Source organism: Roseobacter sp. TSBP12 (assembly GCF_009129705.1).
Taxonomy (GTDB): Bacteria; Pseudomonadota; Alphaproteobacteria; order Rhodobacterales; family Rhodobacteraceae; genus Celeribacter; species Celeribacter baekdonensis_A.
This window is the reverse complement of sequence record NZ_PYIB01000052.1, coordinates 80,200-105,469: the sequence shown is the minus strand read 5'-3', so window position 1 is coordinate 105,469 and position 25,270 is coordinate 80,200. Positions and strand designations below refer to the sequence as shown.

The window sequence follows — 25,270 nt, the reverse complement described above, 5'->3', positions numbered from 1 at the left end:
GGTCGACAGGCCCAAAGCGGCCAAATCCGGCTGCACGGCGGACAGATCGGTGTGGCGGAAGGCCAGATAGGTCGCGAGGTTTTGCGCCGAGGGGCGAAAGGCTTCGCGCATATCGAGATCGGCCCAATCGCTCCAGATCGTGTCTGTCTCTGTGGCGATGTGATCGCGCAGGGCGCGGAACCGCGTCAAAAGATCGGCCGGATTGGGCGCGAGCGGGCAGGAGGGGGGCGAGATGGAAGAAGCGGCGGACATGGGGCACCTATCTGTGACAGTTGCGGCCAGTGTTCGCCGGTCTTGGTAACGGCGCTATGGCAGAGATCAAAGAATGGCCTGTTTTGGAAAAGAAACACCGCCTGGGTGCCGAGGCAGGGGCGGTGTGGCAAGCTGAGATCAGGCTTTGCTGCGGCTTTTGCGGGCGGGCGTGGGGCGGACCCGTTTTTCGATCATGTCATAAAGCACTCCAGCCAAATTTTTGCCGGTGGTGGTCTCCGCGCCTTCAAAGCCCGGCGAGGAATTGACCTCCAACACTTTCGGCCCATCTTCGGCGCGCAACAGATCGACGCCCGCCATACGAAGGCCAAAGGCCTTGGCGGATTTCAACGCGACGTCGCGTTCGGCTTTGCTGATGCGCACGGTCGAGGCGGTGCCGCCCAGATGCAGGTTGGAACGGAAATCGCCGCCCGAAGACGAGCGTTTGATTGAGGCCACGACTTTGCCGTCGATGACGACACAGCGGATGTCTTCGCCCGCAGCTTCTTTGACGAAATGCTGGACCAAAAAGTTGGCTTTGAGGCCGCGAAACGCCGAAATCACCGATTGCGCCGCCTTTTTGGTTTCGGCCAGGACCACGCCGCGGCCTTGGGTGCTTTCCAACAGTTTGACGATGAGCGGCGCTTGGCCCGCCAGGGCGATCAGGTTGTCGGTGTCTTTGGGCGAGGAGGCGAAAGCGGTGGTCGGCATCCCGATCTGGTGGCGTGAGAGGACCTGATGGGCCTGAAGTTTGTCGCGCGATTTGGATATGCCTTCGGAGCCATTGACGCAAAACGTGCCGATGGTTTCAAATTGCCGGATCACGGCGGTGCCATAAGAGGTGATAGACGCGCCGATGCGCGGGATCACGGCGTCATAGCGCGGCAGGCGCTCGCCATCGTAATAAATCTCCGGGGCCATGGCATTGATCACCATGTAACAGCGCGCGGTGTCGATGACCTCAACCACATGGCCGCGTTTTTCGCCCTCATCCACCAAGCGTTGGGTCGAGTAATTGTCCGGTTCGCGTGACAGGACCGCAATGCGCAGCGCGCGCGATGGCAAGGTGTCGCGGATCGCGGTGGTGAAATAGGCGCTGTCGTCCAAAACCGGTTGGCAAAAGCTCTCGGTCGGTTGAACGATCATATCTTCAGAAATCGCCTGACGGCCCAAAAGCATCCGGTAAGCCATATTGGTGCGGTTGGTCAGGGTGATTTCAATCGGCCAGCGGCGATCACCCATCTGGATTTCGGATGAGATGACATAGCGCAGCTCGGTTTCACCATTGGACGAGGTGACTTCGCGGCGATCCACCACATCGGCGGAGCAAGAGATCACGATGTCCTCGCGCGCCGGAATGGGGTGGATGTTAAAGCGCACTTTCGGGGCATCCGCCTTGCCAAAGGGTTCGATGTCAAAGGCATGCAGCGCCGAGGTGCGCGCGCCCGTGTCGACCTTGGCCTTGAGCGCAGGCAAGCCGAGATCCGGCAGTGCAGCCCATTCTTCCCAGCCCAAAGCGAAAGGAGCTTTATCCATCATTGTCGTCTTTCATTTACTGGGGAGGTCCCGTCGCGGTCACGTTCAATGCCCGTGTGCCGTGTTACACGCGCCCAATGTCATCCTTCTGTGTGTATGACAAGAGGGTTTGTGAGTTTTGTGACAGCGACGCTGGGGACCGGCGTAAAGAGAGAAATGCGCGCCCCGATTGGGCCGGAGCGCGCCATCTTTTGAGTTCAGTGCGGCCTTATCAGGCCGGACGCATCAGTGGCCCGTATGATCCGCATGGGCGGGTGCCGCCAGATCCAGCGCCGGGGCGGGGGACGCGGGGCGCGGTGCATCGGCAGAGGCGGGGATGTCGACCCAGGCATTTTCGCCATCGGCGCAATATTGCGTGGTGGGGAAATAGATCACCCCCTCCCCAAGGCTGGCATCCAACGTGCCACGAAAGATGAATTCGTCAAAAAAATCGTCGGGCAACGTGCCACCTGACCATTCAATTGTCTGCACGCCTTCGGTGACCGGACTGCCATGAACGGTATAGCTATGGGCATAGGCCCCACGTTCTGTGGTCACGGTCCAGCCGGGTTTGGGCATTGGTTTGACGTTCACAACGCCTTCGGGAATGTCAATGCGCACACGTTGGGTGCTTTGCCCGTCGCAGCCATGGGTGATGCGCATCACGCCTTTGTAGGTCGTGCCCAAGGCAGCGGTTTGGGTTTCGAGGCTCGCATGGGCCATGGCAGCCAGAGGGGCGACAGAGATCAGACATCCGGCCAAAGCCGGTTTCAGAAAAGAAAATTGGGTCATTGTTGTATCCTAAATTCACATAACAGACCCATCGGCACCGCCTGCGGGGCGGGTCGATGGCGTTTGATCGGCTGTTAGGCGAGGACGGGCGGCGCGCGCGCCGTTTTGACCCGTAAAAGCTGTGGGATCGAGAGGGAGTCTTGAGCAAAAATTCGGGGGGATCTGTGGGGGCTGCCGCTGGGGGCGCAGAGGCCTTGGGTGTCTGGCACAACCGCCGAAGTGGAGATCACACAGTTCGGGCAGCGGCTGTCAGACCCCGAGCCCGAGCCGCCATAGCCGCAGATGTCGCTGGCGGAAAACCCAAGTTCGGCAAACAGGGCGGCGTTGGCCGCCGGAGCGGGGGCAAGGCCAACCGGACGCGCGCCATGCAGCCCCGACAGGACCGCAAAAGCCAGCGCCGCGATCAGCGTGATCAGCGACCTTAAGGTCCTGGTATGGGCGATGGCACGGATCATCATGGCGGGAACATGGCTCAATGGTTCGACCCGTTTAACGCTCGGGCGTGATCCGGTCAACAGGCCCCATGTGGCTGAAGAAATGAACATTCCGAGTTGGCGCGCGCGAAAACTGCCGTTTTCTTAAGCGAGAGAAAAACGCAGGCGAGGCAGGTCGCGTCAGGCACAGGTGACGCTTTTGTTACAGGCGGTGGGGGCGCAGATTTGCGGCAGGGAAAACCAAAAGTTGAAAAACGACCGAAAAGGGGACCACCATTATGAGCAAAGAGAGTTTCATGCCGCTAGTCTACGGGTTAGAGGACGTGCCGCCTCCGTCAAAGGCCGCTTTGGCCGCGGTGCAACATGTCTTGGCCTCCATCGTTGGCATCGCCACGCCGTCCCTGATCATCGGCGGCGCTTTGGGATTGGGCGAACAAGTGCCCTACTTGATAGCGATGGCGTTTTTTGTCTCGGGCGTGGCCACGTTCATCCAATGCAAACGCATCGGCCCGGTGGGATCGGGGCTTTTGTCTTTGCAGGGCACGTCCTTTGCCTTTCTGGGCGCGGTGTTGGCCGCGGGTTTTGCGGTCAAAAGCCAAGGCGGCACGCCGGATGACATTTTGGCGATGATCTTTGGCCTGTGTCTTGTCGGCTCTTTAGTGGAAATCATCCTGTCGCAGTTTCTGGACAAGCTCAAACGCATCATCACGCCCACGGTGACCGGGGTTGTGATCACCGTCATCGGGCTGAGTCTGATCAAATCGGGTTTTACCGATTTCGCCGGGGGCGCGCGGGCGGGCGAAGACCTTGGCAAGCCGCTCTATCTGTTGCTTGGCACTCTGGTGGTGGCGGTGATTTTGGTGATGACCTTTATCGGCAAACCGACCCTGCGGATTTCGGCCATCATGATTGGCCTCATCGTTGGGACCATCGTGGCGAGTTTCTTTGGTCTGGTGAATTTTGGCGCGCTGAGTTCGGCCAAACTCTTTGCCCTGCCGATCCCGTTCAAATACGGCATTGATTTCGACATCGGCCTGTTTGTTCCGATTGCCTTTCTCTATCTGGTGACGGCGATTGAGACCTCGGGCGATTTGACCGCCAATTCGGTGATCTCCGGTCAGCCGGTGGAAGGCGAGCTTTACATGAAGCGCATCAAGGGCGGGGTGTTGGGCGATGGCGTCAATTCCGCATTGGCGGCGGTGTTCAACACCTTCCCCAACACCACGTTTTCGCAAAACAACGGTGTGATCCAAATGACCGGCGTCGCCTCGCGGCATGTCGGGATGTATATGAGCGGGGTCTTGGTCCTGTTGGGCCTGTTCCCCATCATCGGCACGTTCTTTTTGATCATCCCAAAACCGGTTTTGGGGGGAGCCACATTGGTGTTGTTCTCGACCATCGCCGTGGCGGGGATTCGCATCCTGTCCTCGGTCGAGATGACCCTGCGCCGGGTCTATATCATGGCGGTGTCCTTTGGCTTGGCACTTGGCGTCACCTTGGTGCCCGATGCGACGCAACACCTGCCGAGTTTCCTCAAACAGGTCTTTGCCGCGCCGATCACGCTGGCGGGGATGTCCGCGATCATCTTGTCTCTGGCCATTCCTGAGGATGCCAAAGCCACGGTTGAAGCGGCGGAGTAACCTCCGCGGATCGAAGTGAACCCGTCCCCCCGCCCGTGTGTGGGTGGGGGCGGTTTTTTCACGCGCCACATGTCGGGAGAGAGGCTTCTGCGACGCGCAAAGCGAGCCTCTGGCCCTGACGCGCCTTTGCGGGTAAATCCCCCCTATGACCCAAGATGCTCAAACCCCGCGATTCTCATTTTCCCTCAACGCCACCGATGGGCGCGCCCGCACCGGGGTGATCTCCACCCCGCGTGGCGACATTCGCACGCCTGCGTTCATGCCCGTGGGCACGGCGGCGACCGTCAAGGCGATGATGCCCGAAAGCGTGCGCGCCACCGGGGCCGACATCCTGTTGGGCAACACCTATCATTTGATGCTGCGTCCCACCGCCGAACGCATCGCGCGTTTGGGGGGCTTGCACAAATTCATGAACTGGGAGCGGCCTATTTTGACCGACTCTGGTGGGTTTCAGGTGATGAGTCTCTCCGATCTGCGCAAGCTGACCGAAAAGGGCGTGACCTTTCGCTCGCATATTGATGGCTCCAAACATGAGTTGACGCCGGAACGTTCGATGGAAATCCAAAAACTCTTGGGCTCCGACATTGTGATGTGTTTCGACGAATGCCCGGCGCTGCCCGCCGATCGCGACCGGATCGCGTCCTCCATGCGGCTGTCGATGCGCTGGGCGGAACGGTCTCGTGAGGCCTTTGGCGACCGTCCGGGCCATGCGCTGTTTGGCATTCAACAGGGCGGGCTTGAGCGTGATTTTCGCGAAGAAAGCGCCGAGGCGCTCAAGAAAATAGGCTTTGATGGCTATGCGCTGGGCGGTCTGGCCGTGGGCGAGGGGCAGGAGGCGATGTTCGGTTGCCTCGATTTTGCCCCCGACATGTTGCCCACCGATAAGCCACGCTATTTGATGGGGGTTGGCAAGCCCGATGACATCGTGGGCGCGGTCAAACGCGGCATCGACATGATGGATTGCGTCTTGCCCTCACGCTCTGGCCGCACGGGTCAGGCATGGACCCGGCGTGGGCAGGTGAACATCAAGAACGCGCGCCACGCCGATGATCCGCGGCCTCTGGACGAACACTGCTCCTGCCCGGCCTGTTCCCACTATTCGCGTGCCTATTTGCACCACGTCTTTCGCGCGCAGGAGATGATTTCCGGGATGCTTTTGACTTGGCACAACCTGCATTATTTTCAGGAAATCATGCAAGGCATGCGCGACGCGATTGCGGGCGGAACATTTGCGGCTTGGGAAGCGGAGTTTCACGCCAAACGCGCGATGGGTGACATTGATCCGCTGTAAGATATGCGAAAACATCTGCGCGACCTGCGAATAAGGTGAAAGATAGGGCAAACAGACCTTTCTTTTATTTTCTAATGGCTTTGGACATGAAGTTGATCAAGCCGGGCCGTGTCAGGCGCCGTGACGCGGACGTCAACGCAAATCCACTCTTGCAGGGCCGCCCGTTGAAAGGCAGACTGCTATGCAACATGCAACCTGTCTTGCTTGAAATCTGCGGGCGGCCACCCCAGATGTAATCACTAAGACAGGAAAGAGCGCAAAGCTGCTGCAAAGCCGGGGCTTGGCTCTTTTGCCAATAAAAGGAATGAACATGCACGAGCAACTCCAATCCTACCCCGTTCTTCCGCTGCGCGACATCGTGGTTTTTCCGCATATGGTTGTGCCGCTGTTTGTTGGCCGTGAGAAATCGGTCAAGGCGCTGGAAGAGGTGATGAACCAGGACAAGCAGATTCTGCTTGCCGCCCAAATGGACCCGTCGGTCGATGACCCGGATATTGATGGCATTTTCCGCGTCGGTGTCTTGGCCAATGTGTTGCAGCTTTTGAAACTGCCCGATGGTACGGTCAAGGTTTTGGTCGAGGGCGAAAGCCGCGTCCGGCTGACCGAATTCACCCAAAATGACAGCTATTTCGAAGCTCAGGTCATCCCGCTTGAAGAGAGCGAAGGCGATCCCGCCGCGATCACCGCGTTGTTGCGCTCGGTGCGCGAAGAGTTTGAACATTACGCCAAGGTGAAAAAGAACATCCCGGAGGAGGCGCTGGCCGCCGTGTCCGAGACCCGCGAACCCGCGAAACTGGCCGATCTGGTGGCCGGGCATCTGGGGGTGGAAGTGGACCAGAAGCAAAAGCTTTTGGAAACGCTGGCCATTGATGACCGCCTTGAGGCGGTGTACGGCCTGATGCAGGGCGAAATGTCGGTGTTGCAGGTCGAGAAAAAGATCAAGACCCGCGTCAAATCCCAAATGGAGCGCACCCAGCGCGAATATTACCTGAATGAGCAAATGAAGGCCATTCAGAAGGAATTGGGCGACGGCGAAGACGGGGCCAATGAGATTGCGGAATTGGAGGCGAAAGTCGCCGAGACCAAGCTGTCGAAAGAGGCCAAGGACAAGGTCGATGCCGAGATCAAAAAGCTCAAAAACATGAGCCCGATGTCGGCAGAAGCCACCGTGGTGCGCAACTATCTGGATTGGATGCTCTCAATCCCATGGGGCGTGAAATCGCGGGTCAAAAAGGACCTGAGCCGGGCCGAGGACATCCTCGATCAGGATCACTATGGTTTGGAAAAAGTCAAAGAGCGCATCGTCGAATATCTCGCCGTGCAACAGCGCAGCCAGAAACTCAAAGGCCCGATCATGTGCCTTGTGGGGCCTCCGGGCGTGGGCAAGACCTCGCTTGGGAAATCGGTTGCCAAGGCCACGGGGCGCGAATTTATTCGCATCTCTTTGGGCGGTGTGCGCGATGAGTCCGAGATCCGCGGTCACCGCCGGACCTACATCGGCTCCATGCCGGGTAAGATCATCCAGGCGTTGAAAAAAGCCAAAACTACCAATCCGCTCATTTTGCTCGATGAGATCGACAAGATGGGTCAGGATTTCCGTGGCGATCCCGCAAGCGCCATGCTCGAAGTGCTGGACCCGGAACAGAACTCCACCTTTGTGGATCACTATATGGAGGTCGAATATGACCTCTCCAACGTGATGTTCCTGACCACATCGAACAGCTACAACATGCCGGGGCCGCTGATGGACCGGATGGAGATCATCCCGCTTTCGGGGTATACCGAGGACGAAAAGGCCGAGATCGCCAAACAGCATTTGATCCCGAAACAGATCAAAAACCACGGCCTCAAAGCCAAGGAATTCTCTGTCACGGATGGCGCGATCATGGATGTGATCCGTTATTACACCCGCGAGGCGGGGGTGCGCAGCCTTGAGCGCGAATTGGCCAAGATTGCCCGCAAGGCGGTGACCAAAATCGTGCGTAAAGAGGTCGAGGCGGTGCATGTCACCTCCGAGACGCTTGAGGAGTTCCTGGGCGTGCGCAAAGTGCGCTACGGCTTGGCGGAGAAAGAAGATCAGATCGGTGTTGTCACCGGGCTGGCCTATACCTCCGTCGGCGGTGATCTGTTGCAGATCGAGGCGCTCAAATTGCCCGGCAAGGGGCGGATGAAAACCACGGGTAAGCTCGGCGATGTGATGAAAGAAAGCATCGACGCGGCCAGTTCCTATGTCCGCTCCATCGCGCCCTCTCTTGGGGTCAAGCCGCCGCTGTTTGACACGATGGACATCCACGTCCACGTGCCCGATGGGGCGACGCCGAAAGACGGACCGTCTGCCGGTCTGGCCATGGTCACGACCATCGTGTCGGTGCTGACGCAAATCCCGGTGCGCAAAGACATCGCCATGACCGGCGAAGTCAGTCTGCGCGGCAATGCAACGGCGATCGGCGGGCTGAAAGAGAAACTCTTGGCGGCGTTGCGCGGCGGGATCAAAACCGTTCTCATCCCTGAGGAGAACGTCAAAGATCTGGCCGACATCCCGGACAACGTCAAAGAGGGGCTGGAAATCATCCCGGTCACCCATGTCTCTGAAGTGCTCAAATACGCGCTTGTGCGCCAGCCTGAGCCGGTGGAATGGGACGCAGAGGCCGATGAGGCGGCGCGTTTGGCCAAAATCACCTCAACCGGTGAAGGGCAGGGCGCAACCGCGCATTGATTTCGTCTCGGAAACAATCATAATGAAAAACCGGCCTGAGGGCCGGTTTTTTGTGGCTGATATGCCACCAAGCCTCTGTGGTTTACCCCGAGATTGCCAGAGTTTTGAGCAATCATGCCAGCTGACCGCGCTGTACCCCATGAGATAAACCATTCGTTCATTTCCCATTTGCGCCAAGGGGGGCTGTGGCGTTAGGGTTTCCGTGAGCGAAACAAAGAGGTTCAAATGGCAACCCGAAAATCCTCGACCAGTAACCGCAAGACTGCGACCGCTGTCAGGAAGACCACATCAAAATCCACATCCCCCCGTCGCAGCACCAAAGCGGCAACCATGCCAAAATCGGAGTCCCCTGTGACAACAATTTCCAATCCAGAGCCGCTTAAAACCGTCCCCAGCAGCACAGATGCCGCCCCGGTTGATGCGCCTGAAGCAAGTGTAGTGACCACGATGAAAAAGAAAGAAATGATCGCCAAAGTGGCTGAAGCCTCTGGTGTGAAACGCTCTGACGCCAAAAAAGTGCTCGAAGCGGTGTTGGCAGAGTTGGGCGATGCGCTCCAGCGCGGCGACGAATTGAACCTGCCGCCGCTCGGCAAGGTTTCGGTCAACCGCCAACGCGAGGGCTCGGGCGCACATATCGTCATCGCCAAGCTGCGCCGCCCGAAAGCGATGATGGCGGGCACCGAAGAGGGCGATGTCTCAGGCGAGGAAGCGACAGAAACCGAAGCCGCAGAAAGCTAAAGCCTCCCGCTTTAAAAATCTGCATTTCGCCCCTTGCATCAAAGGACCCGTGGCGCTAAACACCGCGCCACGGCGGGTGATTAGCTCAGTGGTAGAGCGCTTCGTTCACATCGAAGATGTCAGGAGTTCAAATCTCTTATCACCCACCATTTTCCACATTTTCCACATTTTGTTTTTAAATAAACTTTTTCTCACGCCAACTTCAATTGTATGGTGAAAACCTTTCAAAATGTATGTGCGCTTTACTGCAAGAGCAGGTAATAGCATATGCATGGAACCTCACATGCGCCGCAGCACAGCTTTTGATCCTGAAAACGCGATCAAAGAGGCGTTGGCGAACGCGGGCATCATGACGAAAATGTGTCGTGAGGATTGCGAGGTTGGCTGAACTGGATAGGCTGATCTCTCGGACGCTGAGACAAGAAAGGCCGCACTTGAAGTGGACAAGATGTTGCGGCCGCGGAGCGGAAGAGAAGAGCTGAACGACAAGCCACCCGAGAGCCGCGCGAGACGCCAGAAAAGGCAATCTGAGGCAGTGACCAAATGAATGAGCAAAGTAAAAAAGCGAAGATGTCGTTGAGAGGACTATGGCGGTTTTTACTGCGATTATTGACTTTAGCTTTGGTCGATATCTTTTTGGCGCCGTTCATTGCAATCATTTTTATCTTTGGCTTTAATATCTCGGATCCATTTGCAAGCGACATTCCCCCGGGCGATGGAGTTTGGCACTATTACATATCCCTCAGTGCTTTGGTGCTCCTGGCATACTTACTCGCTTTCTACGGCATCATATCCATCATTACGATTTTGTTATCTCGCAAACTGAATGTAAGGCGAAGAGCCCTTGTTCGTTTGGGCACTTACAGTTTGTGGATAGGTATGTTTGTTTCCTTGGACCTTATCGACGCTGATTTTGATGTTTTGGTTTGGGTCAGGACTTCGATTTTTGTTGGTGATCCCCTTGTGTGGGGCGGTTTTTGTTCGTCACTCTTGTCGGAATATGTCTGGGAGCGAATTTCCAAAAGAAATAAAAGTCGAACAGCGTAGTAGACACTTCACGGGCATGCTTTTGGTTTATGGAGAACCTTCGCTCATAGGCTCCAAGAGCTTTGCGCCTCTCCAGCACCCCGCACAGCAGGTCTTTCACCACGAATGGTTCCACCCCAAGGTCGATCAGTCGCGCATGGGGCGTATCGGCGGAGTTGGTGTGAAGGGGCGCGCGTCTCATCCTCCGCTGGGCGTTTTGGTCGGGGCTTTTTGCCGGATTGCTTGGGCTCAGCGTGGTTTTGCCGCAGAGCTGAGACGAAATCTAACTTGTCAGACCCGGTTCGGCACAGTAGTTCGATCCCATGACCCATTCCGAGACCTATCCCACTCTCTATCTTTTGCGCCACGGCCAGACCGAATGGAATGTCGAGGGCCGTCTTCAGGGCCGTCTTGACAGTGCGCTGACTGAGACAGGCGTGGCGCAGGCCCATGCGCAGCGGGCGATTTTGGCGCCGATTTTGGCCGCGCATCCGGGGATCGCGATCCACGCAAGCCCTTTGGGCCGAGCGTGGCGCACCGCATCTGTCGTTGCCGAGGGGCGCGCAGTGCAGGCGGTGGACGGGCTCAAAGAAGTGTTCGCCGGCACATGGGAAGGCCGATTGCGCGCCGAAGTTGTGGCAGAGCGGGGGTTTGGATCGGCGGAAGAAAAGGATATGTTCTCGCTGTTTTTAAGCGCCCCGAACGGCGAGGGGGGCGCGGCTTTGGAGGCCCGCTGTCGCGCCTATCTGGCCAGCCTGACCCAGCCCACCGTGATCATTTCGCATGGAGTCGTCTCGGCCTTTTTGCGCGGGATCATCTGTGGTCTCTCTTTGGATGAGATCGCCGCATTGCCCCATGTTCAAGGCGTGGTGACGGTGCTCTCAGGCGGTCAGGCGCGGGTGCTTGACACGACAGAGGCGGCTGAGGCCTATCTGGCCCAATCCCTGGCGACCGATCCCCCTGCGGCATGACGCCCTCTGGTCTGCGCGCCTGAGATGGGGCAGGAGGGGCCTATGAGCTTTTTTGACAAAATCCCGACCTCCACCTTTGTGATTGCCGCGCTGACGCTCGGGCTGGCGCCGTTTTTCCCGGAACCGCATGTCTGGGAAAAGATCAAAATGCTACTGGCGGGCGCGTTGAGCCGACCGATCGATATGTTTGATCTGGTGTTTCACGGTCTGCCTTGGGCGCTTTTGGTGCTGAAACTGGCGCGGGGCGACCGGGGGCAGGCTGTTTAACCGTCGCTGTCACGAAACTGTCGGATATCTTTTACCATTTGGAAAATTGTTTGACACATTTCTCCGAGACAGTGCGGTTGAAGACGACGGGGACCAGCCCCGCGTCTCATAAACGCACATCCATTCCGGAGACCTTATATGTCCATCCGTATCACGCGCCGTCAGGCGCTTGCCGGGGGCGCTGCCCTTGCCGGCTCCCTTGCCATGCCCGGCCTGTCCCGCGCCGCCACCCGTCCGTTGATCACCCACGGCGTTCAGTCCGGTGATGTTGCCCATGATGGTGCAATGATCTGGGCCCGCGCGGACCGCGAGTCCAAAATGATGGTGGAGTGGTCCACCACGGACACGTTCGCCAATGCCACGCGGGTTCAGCCGCTCTCCGTTGGCGATACATCCGATTTCACCGGTAAAATGTTGCTCGAAGGCCTGCCGTCGGACCAGGATATTTTCTACCGCGTTGCCATGGCCGATCTGTCGGACACCAATTCCGTCTCCGAGGCGGTCACAGGCCATTTCCGCACCGCGCCGGGGTCGCTGCGTGATGTGTCTTTCGTCTGGTCTGGCGACACCGCCGGTCAGGGCTGGGGCATTGACGAGGATCGCGGCGGCATGACCACCTACGCGACCATGCTGGGACATCGCCCGGATTTCATGATCCACTCCGGCGATACCGTTTATGCCGATGGCCCGCTCTCGGCTGAGGTCGAGTTGAAAGACGGCACGATGTGGAAAAACGTCATGGTCGAAGAAAAGACCAAAGTGGCCGAGACGCTGAATGAGTTCCGTGCCGCGCATAAATACAACATGCTCGACAAGAATGTGCGGGCGTTTAACGCCGAAGTTCCGATCCTCTATCAATGGGATGACCACGAGGTCACCAACAACTGGTATCCGAACGAGACCTTCGCCTCGGATGATCGTTACACCGAGAAATCGGCGGCTAAACTGTTTGCCCGCTCGGCGCAGGCGTTTTTTGAAATGTACCCGATCCGCGTCAATGCCGCAGAACCCAAGCGTGTCTATCGCAAGGTCTCCTATGGTCCGATGCTGGACGTGTTCTTTCTCGACATGCGCACCTACCGCGACGACAATGACGGCAACCGTCAGCCGACGCCGAAGGATTTCCTGGGCGCCGAACAGATTGCTTGGCTCAAGGGCGCTTTGTCGACGTCGAAAGCCACATGGAAAGTCATCGCCGCCGATATGCCCATCGGTATGATGGTGCGCGATGGCAAAGAGGCGTTTGAAAACATGGCCAATGGCGATGGTCCGGTTCTGGGGCGTGAATTCGATATCGCCGAAGTGCTGTCCTTTATCAAACATGCCAAGGTCAAAAACACCGTCTGGCTCACGGCCGATGTGCATTACACCGCCGCGCATCACTATAGCCCGGAGCGTGCCGAGTTTCAGGACTTTGAGCCGTTCTGGGAATTCGTTTCCGGTCCGCTGCACGCGGGCACCTTTGGTCCGAGTGAGTATGACAACACCTTTGGCCCGAAGGTCGAATTTGCCAAAGCGCCGCCAGAAGGCGAGTTCAACCTGCCGCCGTCCGATGGCTATCAGTTCTTTGGCAAGGTCGATATTTCCGCTGCGGACCGGACGATGACCGTGTCGCTTTTGGATGCGGCTGACACGTTGTTGTGGTCCACGACGATCGCACCCGATCTGGCGTAAATCGCATAAAGAAGCCCCGGAGAGTGATCTCCGGGGCTTTTTCTATAGATGCAAGATTTAGGCCCGAAACTTAGGCTTTGGACACAGCGTCCAGAATTCGCGCCCAGGAGCGGATGCCTTTGTGGAAATTCTTGAGGCCGTATTTCTCATTCGGAGAGTGAATGCGGTCGTCGTCATCAGCAAAGCCCACCAACATCGAATCCAGCCCCAAAATCGTGGTAAAATAGCCCGCAATCGGGATCGACCCGCCCATGCCGGCAAACACCGCCTCGCGGTCCCATTCGTCGGACAGGGCCTGACGTGCCGCCTCGAATTCCGCACGATCCGTGTTCATCACGGCGGCGGGGGACCCGTCGAGGTCTTGGTTCCATGTGACTTTGGCGTCCACCGGCAGGCGGCTTTCGACATGGGCACGCAGGTTTTTGCGGATCGCGTCCGGGTCCTGATCGCCCACCAAACGACAGGTGATTTTGCAATGCGCCTCCGCTGGGATCACGGTTTTGGTGCCCGGTCCCTGATAGCCGCCCCAAAGCCCGTTGATCTCCAAAGTGGGGCGGGCCCATTGTTGTTCCAAGGTCGAATAGGCGGCCTCGCCATGGGCTTTGGTCATGCCAATGCCGGATAGGTAATCCGCCTCGTCAAAGCCACAGCCCTGCCATTGGCGCAGGATGTCGTCGGGCACCTCATGCACGCCGTCGTAGAAATCTTTGATCGTCACGCGGCCCGCTTCATCATGGAATGTGCTGATGATTTTGGAGATTTCGCGCAGCGGGTTCAGTGCCGGGCCGCCGTAATGGCCCGAATGCAGATCTATCGTCGGCCCCGTCAGGGTGAACTCGTCTTTGAGCATCCCGCGCAGCTGGCTACAGATCGAGGGCACGCCGGGGGCGACCATCGACGTGTCACAGATCAGCGCCAGATCGGCGGCGAGCCTGTCTTTGTTGGCTTTCATGAAGGGGATCAGGGAGGGCGAGCCGCTTTCCTCTTCGCCTTCAAAGAAAAACGTGATCGTGCAGGGCAGGGTGCCGTTTTCGGCAATCCAGGCGCGGCAGGCCTCGACGAAGGTCATCAACTGGCCCTTGTCGTCGGATGCGCCGCGGCCCCGGATCACTTTGCCCTGCGCGCGCTCTTCGATAAAGGGCGCAAACGGGTCGTGATCCCAGAGGGTGAGCGGGTCCACCGGCTGCACATCATAGTGACCGTAAAACAGCAAATGCGGCCCACCGGAGCCGATTTTACCCATCACCATCGGGTGGCCGGGCGTGGCGCAGACTTCGGCATCCGCCCCCAACGAGGTCAATTCCGCGGCAAGCCACTCCGCCGCCGCCTGGCAATCGGCCTTGTTGGCCGGGTCGGTCGAAATCGACGGAATGCGTAAAAATGTCATCAAGCGATCAAGGGTAGCGTCGAGATCAGTGTCGATGCGTTCAAGCACCGGAGCGAGGCGAGAGTTCATTATGGGAAACCTTTTATCATGCTCGGGATATTTTGCCGCAGCTTACGCCTCTGAAAAATGGTGTCCAGAGGGGGCGGGCGGGTTGACATAGATCATTCTGAAAGGGAATGGATACGTCATAAGAAGGTGAAGCTGACAAGGCAGAGCAGAAGAGGCTCATAGGGGGCTGTTGCGGTATTATCTTGCGAAATGTGAATATGAGTCGCAATTTTCGCTTGATGCCGCTAAAAGAGGCAGACCTGAGACGCGCGAAAGGACGAACAGTGGACTATACGGCGAAGCTTGACGAAGCACTTCAACGGTTGCACGACGAAGGGCGTTACCGCACCTTTATCGATATTGAACGCAAGCGCGGGCAGTTTCCGCACGCCACATGGACCAAACCGGATGGCTCAGAGCAACCCGTAACCGTGTGGTGCGGCAACGATTATCTTGGCATGGGTCAACACCCGTCCGTTCTCGCGTCCATGAAAGAGGCGGTGGATGCAACGGGCGCGGGCTCTGGTGGCACGCGCAATATTTCCGGCACCACGGTTTATCACAAACGTCTTGAAGCCGAGATTGCCGATCTGCATCAAAAAGAGGCGGCTTTGGTGTTCTCCTCGGCCTATATAGCCAATGATGCCACGCTTTCGACCCTGCCGACGCTGTTCCCCGGTCTCATCATCTATTCCGACTCGCTCAATCATGCGTCGATGATTGAGGGCATTCGTCGCAACGGTGGCGCGAAACGCATTTTCCGTCACAACGATCTGGATCACCTGCGCGCCCTTTTGGCGGCGGATGATCCCGAAACGCCGAAACTCATCGCCTTTGAATCGATCTATTCGATGGATGGCGATTTTGGTCCGCTCAAAGAGCTGTGTGATCTGGCCGAAGAATTCAATGCGCTCACCTATCTCGACGAGGTTCACGCGGTTGGCATGTACGGCCCGCGCGGGGGCGGTGTGGCCGAACGCGACGGTCTTTTGGATCGGATCGACATTGTCAACGGTACACTCGGCAAGGCCTTTGGCGTCTTTGGCGGCTATATCGCTGCTTCGGCCAAAATGTGTGACGCGGTGCGTTCTTATGCGCCGGGCTTTATCTTCACCACCTCGATCCCGCCCGCTGTGGCGGCAGGGGCGGCGACATCGATCGCCTTCCTCAAAGGCGAGGGCGGTGTAAAGCTGCGTGAAGAGCATCAGACTCAGGCGAAAATCCTCAAACTGCGGCTCAAAGGCCTTGGCCTGCCGATCACCGACAATGGCTCGCATATCGTGCCGTTGATTGTGGGAGATCCGAAACACACCAAACTCATGTCCGACATGATGCTCGAACATTATGGCATTTACGTTCAGCCGGTGAATTTCCCGACCGTGCCGCGCGGCACAGAGCGGTTGCGCTTTACGCCCTCACCGGTTCACGGGCCGCGCGAAATGGATGCTCTGGTTCATGCTTTGGACGCGCTTTGGAGCCATTGTGCGCTGAATCGCGCCGAAATGGCGGGTTAATCAAGATATACGCTGGGCGGCCCCGTTGAGCATATGGTAACAGTTTATCAACTTTAGGCGACGAATCGACGCCTAAAGGGCGGGCAGGTTAATTTGGGGCGAATGCATGATCAGGCGGTGGACGAAGCCACACGTCGAGGAGCAGGAACATCCTCGCGGTTTTGACGATTACGAGCTTCAGCTCGGCGACGTCATGCGTGGGGAACGCGCCACCCTTGGCAAATCGCTCTTGGATGTTCAGCGCGAGTTGAAGATCAAAGCAACCTATATTGCCGCCATTGAGAACTCTGACCCCTCTGTGTTTGAAACCCAGGGTTTCATCGCGGGGTATGTGCGCTCCTATGCCCGCTATCTGAATCTTGATCCCGATTGGGCTTTTGCACGGTTTTGCTCTGAAAGCGGCTTTACGGTTGCCCACGGCATGTCCCCCGAGGCCTCAACCAAACGCAAACCGGCCAAGGCGGCGGCGGCACCTGTCAAGAAAGATCCATTCTCCGATCCCAACGCCAGCTTTGTCCCGCGCGGACAGGGGTTTATGTCCCGGATCGAACCCGGCGCGCTGGGATCAACCGCTGTGTTGCTCGCGCTTTTGGGCGTGATCGGCTATGGCGGCTGGTCGGTGTTGCAAGAAATCCAAAAGGTCAAAATGGCCCCGGTCGATCAGGCCCCGGCCGTGATCGCCGAAGTTGCCCCCCTTGGTGGTGCAGGCTCCGAGACCCGTTTGGCGCAGATGGACGAGAGCGTCGGCCTTGCGACCCCCTCCGCCGAGGCGCTGGATCGGTTGTATCGTCCGCAGGCGCTGGATGTGCCGGTTTTGGTGCCGCGTGACGGGCCTATCGCGGCGCTTGATCCGCGCTCTGTTGGGGCTTTGGCGGGCGAAGGACTTGCCGCCGAGCGCGAAGAGCGCCTGAACGCCATGTCGTCTGACATTGCCTTGGCGGCGCTTTCCGACACGGACGAGGGGGATGTGCGCGTGGTCGAAGAGGGCGCGCCCGAATTGGCGCTGGTCGCCGTGCGCCCGTCATGGGTGCGCGTCCAGGCCGCCGATGGGTCCGTTTTGTTTGAGAAGATTCTTGATGCCGGTGAACGTTACATCGTTCCGGCGATGGACAAAGCGCCGATTCTGCGCACGGGCAATGCCGGTGGCGTCTATTTCGACGTCAATGGTCAGGCCTATGGCCCGGTCGGTGCCTCTGGGTCTGTGGTGAAAAACATCGCCCTCTCGGTCGCGGATGTGTCGGACAGTTTTGCCCAGGTCGATCTGGCCGCCAATGACACGGTCGCCGAGGCCTTTCAGGTCGCCCAAAACGGCCAATAAACCGGCTTTCATCTGATCACTCTGCCGCTTCCGCCGCTTGTCACTTGCGGTGTGCCGCCTTATCTAAGGGGGGCTGAATTGACGTTCCCAAAACCGTCCCAAAACCGTCCCAAAAGAGGCCCGTTCCCATGTCGCACAATTCCATTCGCCCTTGGCGCAACATTGACCGACGCGTGAGCCGCAAGATTTGGGTGGGCAATGTGCCGGTGGGGGGCGATGCGCCGATCACCGTGCAGACCATGACCAACACGCTGACCACCGATGTCAAAGCGACCTTGGATCAGGTGCTGCGCGCCGCAGAGGCCGGGGCCGACATCGTGCGCGTCTCCGCCCCCGACCGCGACTCGGCTTTGGCGCTCAAAGAGATCTGCCGTGAAAGCCCGGTGCCGATCGTCGCTGACATCCATTTCCATTACAAACGCGCCATCGAGGCCGCCGAAGCCGGGGCCGCCTGTCTGCGGATCAATCCGGGCAATATTGGTGATGAAAAGCGGGTGCGTGAGGTGATCAAAGCTGCCAAGGATCACAATTGCTCGATCCGCATTGGCGTCAACGCCGGCTCTTTGGAAAAGCACCTGTTGGACAAATACGCCGAACCCTGTCCCGACGCGATGGTCGAATCCGGCATGGATCATATCAAAATTCTGGAAGACAACGATTTTCACAATTTCAAAATCTCGGTCAAAGCCTCTGATGTCTTCCTCGCCGCCGCCGCCTATCAACAATTGGCCGAGGCCACCGATGCGCCGATCCATTTGGGCATCACCGAGGCGGGTGGGCTTATGTCCGGCACGATCAAATCGGCCATCGGGCTGGGTCAGCTTTTGTGGATGGGCATCGGCGACACGATCCGCGTCAGCTTGTCTGCCGATCCGGTCGAAGAGGTCAAGGTTGGCTATGAAATCCTCAAATCTCTCGGCCTGCGCCACCGCGGCGTGAATATCATCTCCTGCCCGTCCTGCGCGCGTCAGGGCTTTGACGTGATCAAAACTGTTGAGGCGCTGGAAAAGCGGTTGGAACATATCAAAACGCCGATGAGCCTGTCGATCATCGGCTGTGTGGTCAACGGTCCCGGCGAGGCGTTGATGACCGATGTCGGTTGGACCGGCGGTGGAGCTGGCCATGGCATGGTCTATCTCGGCGGGGCGCAGAGCCATAAAATGTCCAATGACAATATGGTTGACCATATCGTTGAACAGGTCGAAGCCAAAGCCGCCGAGATCGAGGCTCAGACCGCGTCCGAGGCCGCTGAATAAGCACCACAACCGCTTCAGCGCAGCTCAAATACTCAAATAAAAACCCCGCCAATGGCGGGGTTTTGTCATTTCCAGGTATAAACCGGCGCTGTGACCCGCGTCCTGCCGCATGTTCACCCACGCAGCTCCGCCACGATTTCAACCATCGCATCATAGGGCACATAGCCGCGCAGCATCTGGTCGCCCATCACAAAGGTCGGCGTGCCCGAGATTTGCAACTCCGCCGCCAGTTGGTGATTTTTCGCGATCACCGTGGTGACCTCTTCGCTGTCCATTTTGGCGACAACCGCATCGGCGTCGATGCCAAGGTCGGTGGCCAGACGGCGCAGCGAGCCAACTGTGACATCGCCGCGCGCTTCCATCAGCGCGTCATGGAAGGTCAAATAAGCGTCATCACCAGCCACCATTTTGGTCGCAACGGCAAAGCGCGACGCCAAAACGGAGGCCTCGCCCAAGATCGGGAATTCTTTGACGATCAGTTTGATATTGCCGTCTTTTTCCAAAAGTGCTTTCACATCTGGAAAGGCTTTTTTGCAATAGCCACAGCGGTAGTCGGTGAATTCGACCATCACGATATCGCCTTCGGGATTGCCGTAGATGCCATCGAAGGCGGTGTTGTAAATCGCGTCCATATTGGCGGCGATCATGTCGGCATCGCTGGAGACCTGAGCCTCGGCCTGACGCGCTTGATAGACGTCCACCGCCTCCATCAACACTTCGGGATTGTCCAAAAGATAGGCGCGCACTTCGGCGCGAAACGCCGCGCGCTCGGCATCGGACATGTCACCGATGTCAAAAGCAAAGGCGCCAAGCGCGGTGGAAGCGGTCAAAAGGGCCGCGGCACCGAGTCGGGCGCAGGCTTTGGCAAAAGGCATATCTCTATCTCCGTTTGAGAGCGGTTTCGCACGCGTTTACCACATCTTGCGCCCGGTTCCACCCAACACTTCCGTGACCCAGCGCTGCTGCGGCACGTTGGGCCAAAGGCATCGCGGCTTTGCAATCGCCACGCATGATATGGGCCTCTGAGGCGTTGAGTGCGGCCATGGCGTCCTGACCCGATTGGGCATAGGCGGAGGCCAAATGACGCAACAGATTTGGGTCATAGCCATCGCGCGCCCGCGCCGCCTCCAGCGCGGCGGGGAGGTTGGCCTTATTGGTCGTCGCCAAAAGCGCGCGGCCAAGCCCGGTCTGAATTTGCGCCTCATTTGGTGCCAATTGGGCCGCCCGGCGATAGGCGGTGACAGCGGCATCAAATTGGCGACTTTCCAATAGAATCTGCCCCTGAAGCTCGGCGTAATAGGGGTCGTTTGGGCGTAGCGCGACGAGGCGGGCCATGGTGGCCATCGCCTCTTTCGGCTTGGGCACGCGGTGCAGTGCCACGGCGCGGCGCATCAGCGCGATGTCGGAGCCATCAGAGGCGGGCACCCGGCGCAGCGTATAGGCGGGCGGGCGGATGAACGCCTCCAACTTGCCGCGCGCACGGGCGTACCAATAGTTGGCCTCCGGGTCGGGATTGGCGGTGAGTTTCGATGCGGCTGCATAGCCTTTGAGCGCGCGCAGACGCTCGCGGGTCAAAGGATGGGTGCGCGCGTAGGGGTCCTGGCGGCTCTCGGACAAGACCTCCTGGCCACGAAACATTTCAAGTACATCCAGCATCGCCTGTGGTGGGACGCCCGCGCGCGCCATGTAGCGGATGCCGGCCTGGTCCGCGGAGGCTTCCTCGGCGCGGGTGTGGCCAAACAGCACCCGCTGCGCTGATCCGGTGACGCCCATGGCGATGCCCGCCGCCGCCTCGCCATTGCCCGTGGCGGCTACCACCGCCCCCGACAGCAACAGGCCAAGAGCCGCCGCCGTCGAGGCATTTTTCATATTGGCCTGACGCCTGATGATATGGCCGCCAGTGATATGGGCGACCTCATGGGCGATCACCGCCTGTACTTCGGCCGCCGTATCGAGCGCAAAAGCAGGCCGGAATGGAGGAACACATGGGAGGTATCAGCAACAAAGGCATTCGGTTGGTCGTCATGGATGACGACGATTTTCATCCGCGCGGCCGACAGACCCGCCGCATCAAAGATCGGTCCGGCCAGACGGCCAAGCGCATATTCAATATCCGGGTCGCGCAAAATCCCCTTGGCCCAGGCCGACAGCGGCAGGCAAAGCATTAGCGCGAAGGTCATCAAAAGGCGCATGGCGCGTACTCGCATCTGCCGCATTGCAATTCCTTTCTGTCGCTGGCATTTCAGGCTCCAAACAACCACAGGACATGCCCGATGAAAACCTCCCGCCGCTCTGAAGTCGATCCTTTTATCGTGATGGATGTGATGGAGGCGGCGCGCGCACATGAGGAGGCCGGGCGGCACATCATCCATATGGAAGTCGGTCAACCTGCCACGGGCGCGCCCAACGCGGCGCGGGCCAAATTGGCGCAGGAGATGGAGCAGGGGCCTTTGGGCTACACCGTCGCCCTTGGCCTGCCGGAGCTGCGCAAAGGCATCGCGGCGCTCTATCAGGATTGGTACGGGGTGCGTTTGGATTGGCGGCGGGTGGTGATCACGCCGGGCTCCTCGGGGGCGTTCATTTTGGCGTTCACCGCGCTGTTTGACGCCGGGGCCAAGGTGGGCTTGGGCGAGCCGGGGTATCCGTCTTATCGGCAAATCCTGTCGGGGCTCGACATCACGCCGGTGGGCATTCAGACGCAGATGGAGAACCGCCTACAGCCGGTGCCAAGCGAGATCCCCGACGGTTTGGATGGCTTGATCGTCGCCAGCCCCGGCAACCCGTCCGGCACGATGTTGGATCGGGAGGCCATGGGCGCCTTGATTCAGACCTGTCAGGACCGGGGCGTGTCGTTCATTTCCGACGAGATTTACCACGGCATCCAATACGGCACGCGTCCGGTGACAGCGTTGGAACTCTCGGACGATGTCTATGTGATCAATTCGTTTTCAAAATTCTTTTCGATGACGGGATGGCGCGTCGGTTGGATGGTGGTGCCCGAGGATCATGTGCGGGTGATTGAACGCATTGCACAAAACTTTTTCATCTGCCCGCCCCATGCCGCACAGGTCGCCGCCTTGGGCGCGCTGGAAGGTCGCGATGAGTGTCAGGCCTTAGTCGATGTCTACACCGAGAACCGCCGTTTGATGTTGGACGAGCTGCCAAAAATCGGTTTTGACCGGATCGCGCCACCAGACGGGGCGTTTTACATCTATGCCGATGTGTCGGAGCTGACCGAGGACAGTCGCGCCCTTTGTGCCCGTATTTTGGACGAGGCCGGGGTGGCCGTGACGCCGGGGTTGGATTTTGACCCCAAACGCGGCCACCAGACGATGCGGTTTTCCTATGCCCGCTCGACCGAGGACATTCGTGAAGGGCTGCGCCGCCTGTCTGCGTTTATGGCCGCCGAAATGTCGCAAAAGTGAGTGCGCTTTGGCCGTTCTGATGGCTGTTCAGGCCGCGCCTGTCCGGCTACACTGCGCCAAAGGCCGGACACGCGGCCGGTTTTATGAGGTTTCGATGCAGGTTTTCAAAGCGCTCCTTTTCCTATGCCTCTCCGCTCTGCCGTTGCAGGCGCAAGACGGGCTGACCGCCTTGGCCCGCGCCGACAGTTCGGCCTCAGCGCTGGTCGATCAGGGCGACAGCCTTGAGATGATGTTGCGCCTGTCCCAACCTGTGCCGTTTCGGATTTTCTCGCTTGATGATCCCAGACGCATCGTGGTGGATTTTTCCGAGGTCGATTGGACCGGGTTTGACGTACAGGCCTTTGACACGGCTGAGGGCGTCACCGACCTGCGGGTGGGCGGGTTTGTCCCCGGCTGGTCGCGCATGGTGATGGATTTGGCCGCGCCTTACGGGCTGGTCCATGCCGAAATGTCGCGCGATGAGGCGGGGGCGGTGTTGCGGCTCAACCTTGATCCGATGGCCGCCGATGAGTTTGCTTTGGGGGCCGGGACGCCGTTGGAGGCGCAGCTTGTCCGTCGCTCAGAGCCGGACGGTGCGGTGATCCCACGCAAAAAATTTGGCGAGGGGCCGTTGAAGGTTGTGCTTGATCCCGGCCATGGCGGCATTGATCCGGGTGCCGAACGCGATGGCGTGCGCGAGTCGGATTTGATGCTGAGTTTCGCGCGTGAATTGCGGGATGTGCTGATCCGTGCCGGTGGGTTTGACGTTACGTTGACCCGCACAGATGACACATTCGTGCCGCTCGAAACCCGCCTGACCTTGGCGCGGGAGGCGGGGGCGGAGGTGTTTATCTCGCTCCACGCCGATGCGATTTCCGAAGGTCGGGCTGAGGGGGCGACGCTTTATACGTTGGCCGATCGCGCCTCGGATACTGCGTCGCAAAAACTGGCCGAACGCCATGATCGCGCCGATTTGTTGGCGGGCGTGGATTTGAGCGATCAGGACGATGTCATTGCGGGTGTGTTGATGGACATGGCCCGTAATGAGACCACACCGCGCACGGACCGTTTGGCCGATGCGCTGGTGACGCAGCTGCAAGCCAGCGTCGGGATGCACAAACGCCCGCGTTTGGAAGCTGGGTTTTCCGTGCTCAAAGCCCCCGATATGCCCTCCGTGTTGTTGGAATTGGGCTTTCTGTCCTCGCCCAAAGATCGCGCCAAGCTCAATGACCCGGCTTGGCGCACCCGCGCGGCTTGGGCCATCCGCGATGCGCTTTATGCTTGGCAGGATGAGGAACGGGTGGCGATGGGCAAATTGCGAAAATAAGGCCGCTTTATGCGCCTTGCGCCCTCGTGACTGAGGTGACGCGGCTCAGATGAACCGTTTCGCCCTATCATTCCGCGCCGCTTCGCGTATGGGAGGGGGGACCCATACGGAGAACTGAACGATGACAGCGTCACAGAGCGTGCCGGAGCTGATTGCAGCGGTACAGGCCAAAGCAAAGACATTCGAAGACATCATTTTGGCAGGGCAGGCCGCGTCCAGCGCGCAAGACCTGCGCGCCGCACAGGGTGCGCTTGAACTGGCCGCCGTCGATGCTTTCACCCTGTTCGAGGCGCGGATGCAGCACCATTTCAAACGCGGCCCGTTTTCACGCAAACTCACCGCCGCCCTCAAAGAGGCCGGACGCGGCGACCTCGCCGAGCGCATCCACATCTATTACCTCGCCATCAACGTGCTCAAACACGGAAAAGGCGCAAGCTACCGGGAATTGCTCGACACTCCCACCGCGCTTGTCCATGTGAAGCCCACCAAAGGCGCAACGACGCAAGACGAAAACGCGCCGTCAGACCTGATTGATATTGGCGTTCCGGGCTTTTTCGGCGGTCTCGCCACAAGCCTTTTGCAGGCGCACGCGTTCCTTGAACATCGCTAGGTGTTTGGACGAGGTGTCCGAGATTGAAGAGGCGGGGTAGAGCGCGCGTTGTGATGGGGATGTTGCGCAAATAAGGGGTGACTTTGGATCAAAAATCTATTTTGTGGTGTCATATCTTGGGTGAGGAAATGATGGCAAACCTCCATTTTTTGAACAGAGTTGAACTGCGGTCAGGGCCTGTCGTGATGCGCACGGTGTTGAACGCTCAGGGAGCGGCGCTATGACTGCCCCGTGCTGCGTGTTGCAGAATGATTTCCTCAGTCTTGAGGTCGCGCCTTTGGGCGCGGAGATGCAAAGTTTGCGGACCTCGGCCGGGGACGATCTGCTTTGGAACGGGGATGCCACTTTTTGGTCTGGCCGCGCGCCCGTTTTGTTTCCAATCGTTGGGCGGGCGGTGGATGATGTGATTGCGGTTGCCGATCATAAAGCGCCGATGTCCCAACACGGATTTGCCCGGCGGAGCCTCTTTGCGCTTCAAGACCAAACAGATGTGTCGTGCAGCCATATCCTTACACAGAATTCTAAAAGTATGGCGGTCTATCCCTTTGACTTTACGCTAAAAGTGACGCACCGACTGGAGAGAAACACGGTACAGGTCACAGCGCAGGTGCAAAACAACAGCGCCCAGACCATGCCTTTTGGCTTTGGTTTCCATCCTGCATTTTGTTGGCCGCTGCCCAATACCGGGCAGGCGACGCATTACGTCACACTTGCCACGCACAGCACCCCTGATATGCATAAACTCGATGACGGATTGCTCGATCCGCAGCCGCTTCCCAGCCCATTCGTCGAGGGTAAACTTGCGATTGATGAGGATCTGTTCACCGAAGGGGCGCTGGTTTTTCCGAATGGATCAGAGGCGTTGCGTTATGGTCCCGCCAAAGGACTGACTTTGGAATTTCAGTTCCATAATCTTCCCGATCTGGCGCTCTGGCGCCCGAAAGGCGCGCCCTTTTTGTGCATTGAACCATGGCATGGCACGGCCTCTTACACCGGGGATGGCCCGCAAATATCGCAGCGCCCGAACAGCATCGCACTCGCGCCCGAGGCGGTCGTGGAGTTTGGCTATGAGGTGACAGTTCGGATGTGAATT

At 58.6% G+C, this 25,270-nt stretch carries 23 protein-coding genes, 1 tRNA gene and 2 pseudogenes; 17 read left to right on the top strand and 9 right to left on the bottom strand.

All coding sequences use genetic code 11. The features are described from left to right. The 4 genes and pseudogenes from C8029_RS16075 to C8029_RS16060 form a co-directional block, all read right to left on the bottom strand. Positions 1-252: pseudogene (locus C8029_RS16075) on the bottom strand (pyruvate kinase); the annotation flags it as partial. 138 nt (positions 253-390) lie between these two features. Next, positions 391-1,785 carry a 30S ribosomal protein S6--L-glutamate ligase gene (rimK, locus tag C8029_RS16070; protein ID WP_152003288.1) on the bottom strand — a complete coding sequence of 465 codons (1,395 nt, stop codon included), beginning with the start codon at positions 1,783-1,785 and terminating at the stop codon, positions 391-393. Positions 1,786-2,010: 225 nt separating this feature from the next. Next, a complete protein-coding gene (locus C8029_RS16065; RefSeq protein ID WP_152003287.1) occupies positions 2,011-2,556 on the bottom strand; it encodes a YcnI family copper-binding membrane protein in 546 nt (181 codons plus the stop codon). 74 nt (positions 2,557-2,630) lie between these two features. Continuing rightward, positions 2,631-3,101 carry a hypothetical protein gene (locus tag C8029_RS16060; protein WP_193217669.1) on the bottom strand — a complete coding sequence of 157 codons (471 nt, stop codon included), beginning with the start codon at positions 3,099-3,101 and terminating at the stop codon, positions 2,631-2,633. Positions 3,102-3,286: 185 nt separating this feature from the next. Here C8029_RS16060 and C8029_RS16055 point away from each other — a divergent pair, with 185 nt between their 5' ends. The 3 genes from C8029_RS16055 (at position 3,287) to lon (ending at position 8,637) form a co-directional block, all read left to right on the top strand. Next, the gene (locus C8029_RS16055) at positions 3,287-4,630 is read left to right on the top strand and encodes a uracil-xanthine permease family protein (protein WP_226946370.1); all 1,344 of its coding nucleotides are present in this window, start codon (positions 3,287-3,289) and stop codon (positions 4,628-4,630) included. A 145-nt stretch (positions 4,631-4,775) separates the two neighbouring features. Next, complete coding sequence (tgt, locus tag C8029_RS16050) at positions 4,776-5,921, top strand: tRNA guanosine(34) transglycosylase Tgt (protein WP_152003285.1); 1,146 nt, start codon at positions 4,776-4,778, stop codon at positions 5,919-5,921. A 310-nt stretch (positions 5,922-6,231) separates the two neighbouring features. After that, the gene (lon, locus tag C8029_RS16045; protein ID WP_009571667.1) at positions 6,232-8,637 is read left to right on the top strand and encodes an endopeptidase La; all 2,406 of its coding nucleotides are present in this window, start codon (positions 6,232-6,234) and stop codon (positions 8,635-8,637) included. Positions 8,638-8,858: 221 nt separating this feature from the next. Here the strand turns inward: lon and C8029_RS16040 are convergent, their stop codons facing one another. Beyond that, entirely contained in the window at positions 8,859-9,038 is a 180-nt protein-coding gene (locus tag C8029_RS16040) for a hypothetical protein (protein WP_152003284.1), read from the bottom strand. Between C8029_RS16040 and C8029_RS16035 the strand changes: the two genes are divergently transcribed. The 6 genes from C8029_RS16035 to C8029_RS16010 all read left to right on the top strand — a co-directional run bounded on the left by C8029_RS16035 (position 8,968) and on the right by C8029_RS16010 (position 13,313). Further along, positions 8,968-9,375, top strand: coding sequence for an HU family DNA-binding protein (locus C8029_RS16035; protein ID WP_193217668.1), 408 nt, complete (start codon positions 8,968-8,970; stop codon positions 9,373-9,375). The genes C8029_RS16040 and C8029_RS16035 overlap by 71 nt on opposite strands. Positions 9,376-9,449: 74 nt before the next feature. Continuing rightward, positions 9,450-9,524, top strand: a tRNA-Val gene (locus tag C8029_RS16030). 394 nt (positions 9,525-9,918) lie between these two features. Further along, the gene (locus C8029_RS16025) at positions 9,919-10,422 is read left to right on the top strand and encodes a hypothetical protein (protein WP_152003282.1); all 504 of its coding nucleotides are present in this window, start codon (positions 9,919-9,921) and stop codon (positions 10,420-10,422) included. 302 nt (positions 10,423-10,724) lie between these two features. After that, positions 10,725-11,372 (top strand): histidine phosphatase family protein, encoded by a 648-nt coding sequence (locus C8029_RS16020; protein ID WP_152003281.1) that lies wholly within the window; start codon positions 10,725-10,727, stop codon positions 11,370-11,372. A gap of 42 nt (positions 11,373-11,414) precedes the next feature. Next, the gene (locus tag C8029_RS16015) at positions 11,415-11,639 is read left to right on the top strand and encodes an RND transporter (protein WP_152003280.1); all 225 of its coding nucleotides are present in this window, start codon (positions 11,415-11,417) and stop codon (positions 11,637-11,639) included. 138 nt (positions 11,640-11,777) lie between these two features. Then, complete coding sequence (locus C8029_RS16010) at positions 11,778-13,313, top strand: alkaline phosphatase D family protein (protein ID WP_152003279.1); 1,536 nt, start codon at positions 11,778-11,780, stop codon at positions 13,311-13,313. A gap of 70 nt (positions 13,314-13,383) precedes the next feature. Here C8029_RS16010 and C8029_RS16005 read toward each other — a convergent pair whose 3' ends face one another. Then, entirely contained in the window at positions 13,384-14,769 is a 1,386-nt protein-coding gene (locus C8029_RS16005) for a dipeptidase (RefSeq protein WP_009571676.1), read from the bottom strand. 263 nt (positions 14,770-15,032) lie between these two features. Here C8029_RS16005 and hemA point away from each other — a divergent pair, with 263 nt between their 5' ends. The 4 genes and pseudogenes from hemA (at position 15,033) to ispG (ending at position 18,836) form a co-directional block, all read left to right on the top strand. Beyond that, positions 15,033-16,262, top strand: coding sequence for a 5-aminolevulinate synthase (hemA, locus tag C8029_RS16000; RefSeq protein WP_009571677.1), 1,230 nt, complete (start codon positions 15,033-15,035; stop codon positions 16,260-16,262). A 106-nt stretch (positions 16,263-16,368) separates the two neighbouring features. Continuing rightward, a pseudogene (locus C8029_RS23145) lies at positions 16,369-16,620 on the top strand (helix-turn-helix domain-containing protein); the annotation flags it as partial. A gap of 63 nt (positions 16,621-16,683) precedes the next feature. Beyond that, the gene (locus C8029_RS15995) at positions 16,684-17,580 is read left to right on the top strand and encodes a DUF4115 domain-containing protein (protein WP_414632330.1); all 897 of its coding nucleotides are present in this window, start codon (positions 16,684-16,686) and stop codon (positions 17,578-17,580) included. A gap of 128 nt (positions 17,581-17,708) precedes the next feature. Continuing rightward, a complete protein-coding gene (gene ispG / locus C8029_RS15990) occupies positions 17,709-18,836 on the top strand; it encodes a flavodoxin-dependent (E)-4-hydroxy-3-methylbut-2-enyl-diphosphate synthase (protein ID WP_009571679.1) in 1,128 nt (375 codons plus the stop codon). Positions 18,837-18,949: 113 nt separating this feature from the next. Here ispG and C8029_RS15985 read toward each other — a convergent pair whose 3' ends face one another. From C8029_RS15985 to C8029_RS23015, 3 genes are read right to left on the bottom strand one after another with little or no spacing between them, the layout of a single operon-like run. Beyond that, complete coding sequence (locus tag C8029_RS15985; protein WP_009571680.1) at positions 18,950-19,711, bottom strand: DsbA family protein; 762 nt, start codon at positions 19,709-19,711, stop codon at positions 18,950-18,952. A 4-nt stretch (positions 19,712-19,715) separates the two neighbouring features. Next, positions 19,716-20,765, bottom strand: coding sequence for a M48 family metalloprotease (locus C8029_RS15980; RefSeq protein WP_353617613.1), 1,050 nt, complete (start codon positions 20,763-20,765; stop codon positions 19,716-19,718). Continuing rightward, the gene (locus tag C8029_RS23015) at positions 20,762-21,052 is read right to left on the bottom strand and encodes a M48 family metalloprotease (protein ID WP_353617612.1); all 291 of its coding nucleotides are present in this window, start codon (positions 21,050-21,052) and stop codon (positions 20,762-20,764) included. Before C8029_RS23015 ends, C8029_RS15980 begins: the two co-directional genes overlap by 4 nt. A 57-nt stretch (positions 21,053-21,109) precedes the next feature. On the opposite strand from C8029_RS23015, the gene C8029_RS15975 reads away from it, so the two are divergent. The 4 genes from C8029_RS15975 to C8029_RS15960 all read left to right on the top strand — a co-directional run bounded on the left by C8029_RS15975 (position 21,110) and on the right by C8029_RS15960 (position 25,267). Next, entirely contained in the window at positions 21,110-22,261 is a 1,152-nt protein-coding gene (locus tag C8029_RS15975) for a pyridoxal phosphate-dependent aminotransferase (protein ID WP_009571682.1), read from the top strand. Between the two features lie 19 nt (positions 22,262-22,280). Next, complete coding sequence (locus tag C8029_RS15970; protein ID WP_009571683.1) at positions 22,281-23,567, top strand: N-acetylmuramoyl-L-alanine amidase; 1,287 nt, start codon at positions 22,281-22,283, stop codon at positions 23,565-23,567. 121 nt (positions 23,568-23,688) lie between these two features. Further along, complete coding sequence (locus C8029_RS15965) at positions 23,689-24,177, top strand: hypothetical protein (protein ID WP_152003278.1); 489 nt, start codon at positions 23,689-23,691, stop codon at positions 24,175-24,177. A gap of 220 nt (positions 24,178-24,397) precedes the next feature. Then, complete coding sequence (locus C8029_RS15960) at positions 24,398-25,267, top strand: aldose 1-epimerase family protein (RefSeq protein WP_152003277.1); 870 nt, start codon at positions 24,398-24,400, stop codon at positions 25,265-25,267. The last annotated feature ends 3 nt before the right edge of the window (positions 25,268-25,270 follow it).

What these genes read in the sequence shown, in the direction of transcription:
- C8029_RS15965 (WP_152003278.1), top strand. Translation starts at nt 23,689, where the DNA reads ATGACAGCGTCACAGAGCGTGCCGGAGCTGATTGCAGCGGTACAGGCC.
- C8029_RS16015 (WP_152003280.1), top strand. Translation starts at nt 11,415, where the DNA reads ATGAGCTTTTTTGACAAAATCCCGACCTCCACCTTTGTGATTGCCGCG.
- C8029_RS15970 (WP_009571683.1), top strand. Translation starts at nt 22,281, where the DNA reads ATGGCTGTTCAGGCCGCGCCTGTCCGGCTACACTGCGCCAAAGGCCGG.
- C8029_RS16035 (WP_193217668.1), top strand. Translation starts at nt 8,968, where the DNA reads ATGCCAAAATCGGAGTCCCCTGTGACAACAATTTCCAATCCAGAGCCG.
- C8029_RS16060 (WP_193217669.1), bottom strand. Translation starts at nt 3,101, where the DNA reads ATGTTCATTTCTTCAGCCACATGGGGCCTGTTGACCGGATCACGCCCG.
- C8029_RS15985 (WP_009571680.1), bottom strand. Translation starts at nt 19,711, where the DNA reads ATGCCTTTTGCCAAAGCCTGCGCCCGACTCGGTGCCGCGGCCCTTTTG.
- C8029_RS16005 (WP_009571676.1), bottom strand. Translation starts at nt 14,769, where the DNA reads ATGAACTCTCGCCTCGCTCCGGTGCTTGAACGCATCGACACTGATCTC.
- C8029_RS16010 (WP_152003279.1), top strand. Translation starts at nt 11,778, where the DNA reads ATGTCCATCCGTATCACGCGCCGTCAGGCGCTTGCCGGGGGCGCTGCC.
- rimK (WP_152003288.1), bottom strand. Translation starts at nt 1,785, where the DNA reads ATGGATAAAGCTCCTTTCGCTTTGGGCTGGGAAGAATGGGCTGCACTG.
- ispG (WP_009571679.1), top strand. Translation starts at nt 17,709, where the DNA reads ATGTCGCACAATTCCATTCGCCCTTGGCGCAACATTGACCGACGCGTG.
- lon (WP_009571667.1), top strand. Translation starts at nt 6,232, where the DNA reads ATGCACGAGCAACTCCAATCCTACCCCGTTCTTCCGCTGCGCGACATC.
- C8029_RS15995 (WP_414632330.1), top strand. Translation starts at nt 16,684, where the DNA reads ATGTCCCCCGAGGCCTCAACCAAACGCAAACCGGCCAAGGCGGCGGCG.
- C8029_RS15960 (WP_152003277.1), top strand. Translation starts at nt 24,398, where the DNA reads ATGACTGCCCCGTGCTGCGTGTTGCAGAATGATTTCCTCAGTCTTGAG.
- C8029_RS16055 (WP_226946370.1), top strand. Translation starts at nt 3,287, where the DNA reads ATGCCGCTAGTCTACGGGTTAGAGGACGTGCCGCCTCCGTCAAAGGCC.
- tgt (WP_152003285.1), top strand. Translation starts at nt 4,776, where the DNA reads ATGACCCAAGATGCTCAAACCCCGCGATTCTCATTTTCCCTCAACGCC.
- C8029_RS16020 (WP_152003281.1), top strand. Translation starts at nt 10,725, where the DNA reads ATGACCCATTCCGAGACCTATCCCACTCTCTATCTTTTGCGCCACGGC.
- C8029_RS16065 (WP_152003287.1), bottom strand. Translation starts at nt 2,556, where the DNA reads ATGACCCAATTTTCTTTTCTGAAACCGGCTTTGGCCGGATGTCTGATC.
- C8029_RS15975 (WP_009571682.1), top strand. Translation starts at nt 21,110, where the DNA reads ATGAAAACCTCCCGCCGCTCTGAAGTCGATCCTTTTATCGTGATGGAT.
- C8029_RS23015 (WP_353617612.1), bottom strand. Translation starts at nt 21,052, where the DNA reads ATGCGGCAGATGCGAGTACGCGCCATGCGCCTTTTGATGACCTTCGCG.
- C8029_RS16025 (WP_152003282.1), top strand. Translation starts at nt 9,919, where the DNA reads ATGAATGAGCAAAGTAAAAAAGCGAAGATGTCGTTGAGAGGACTATGG.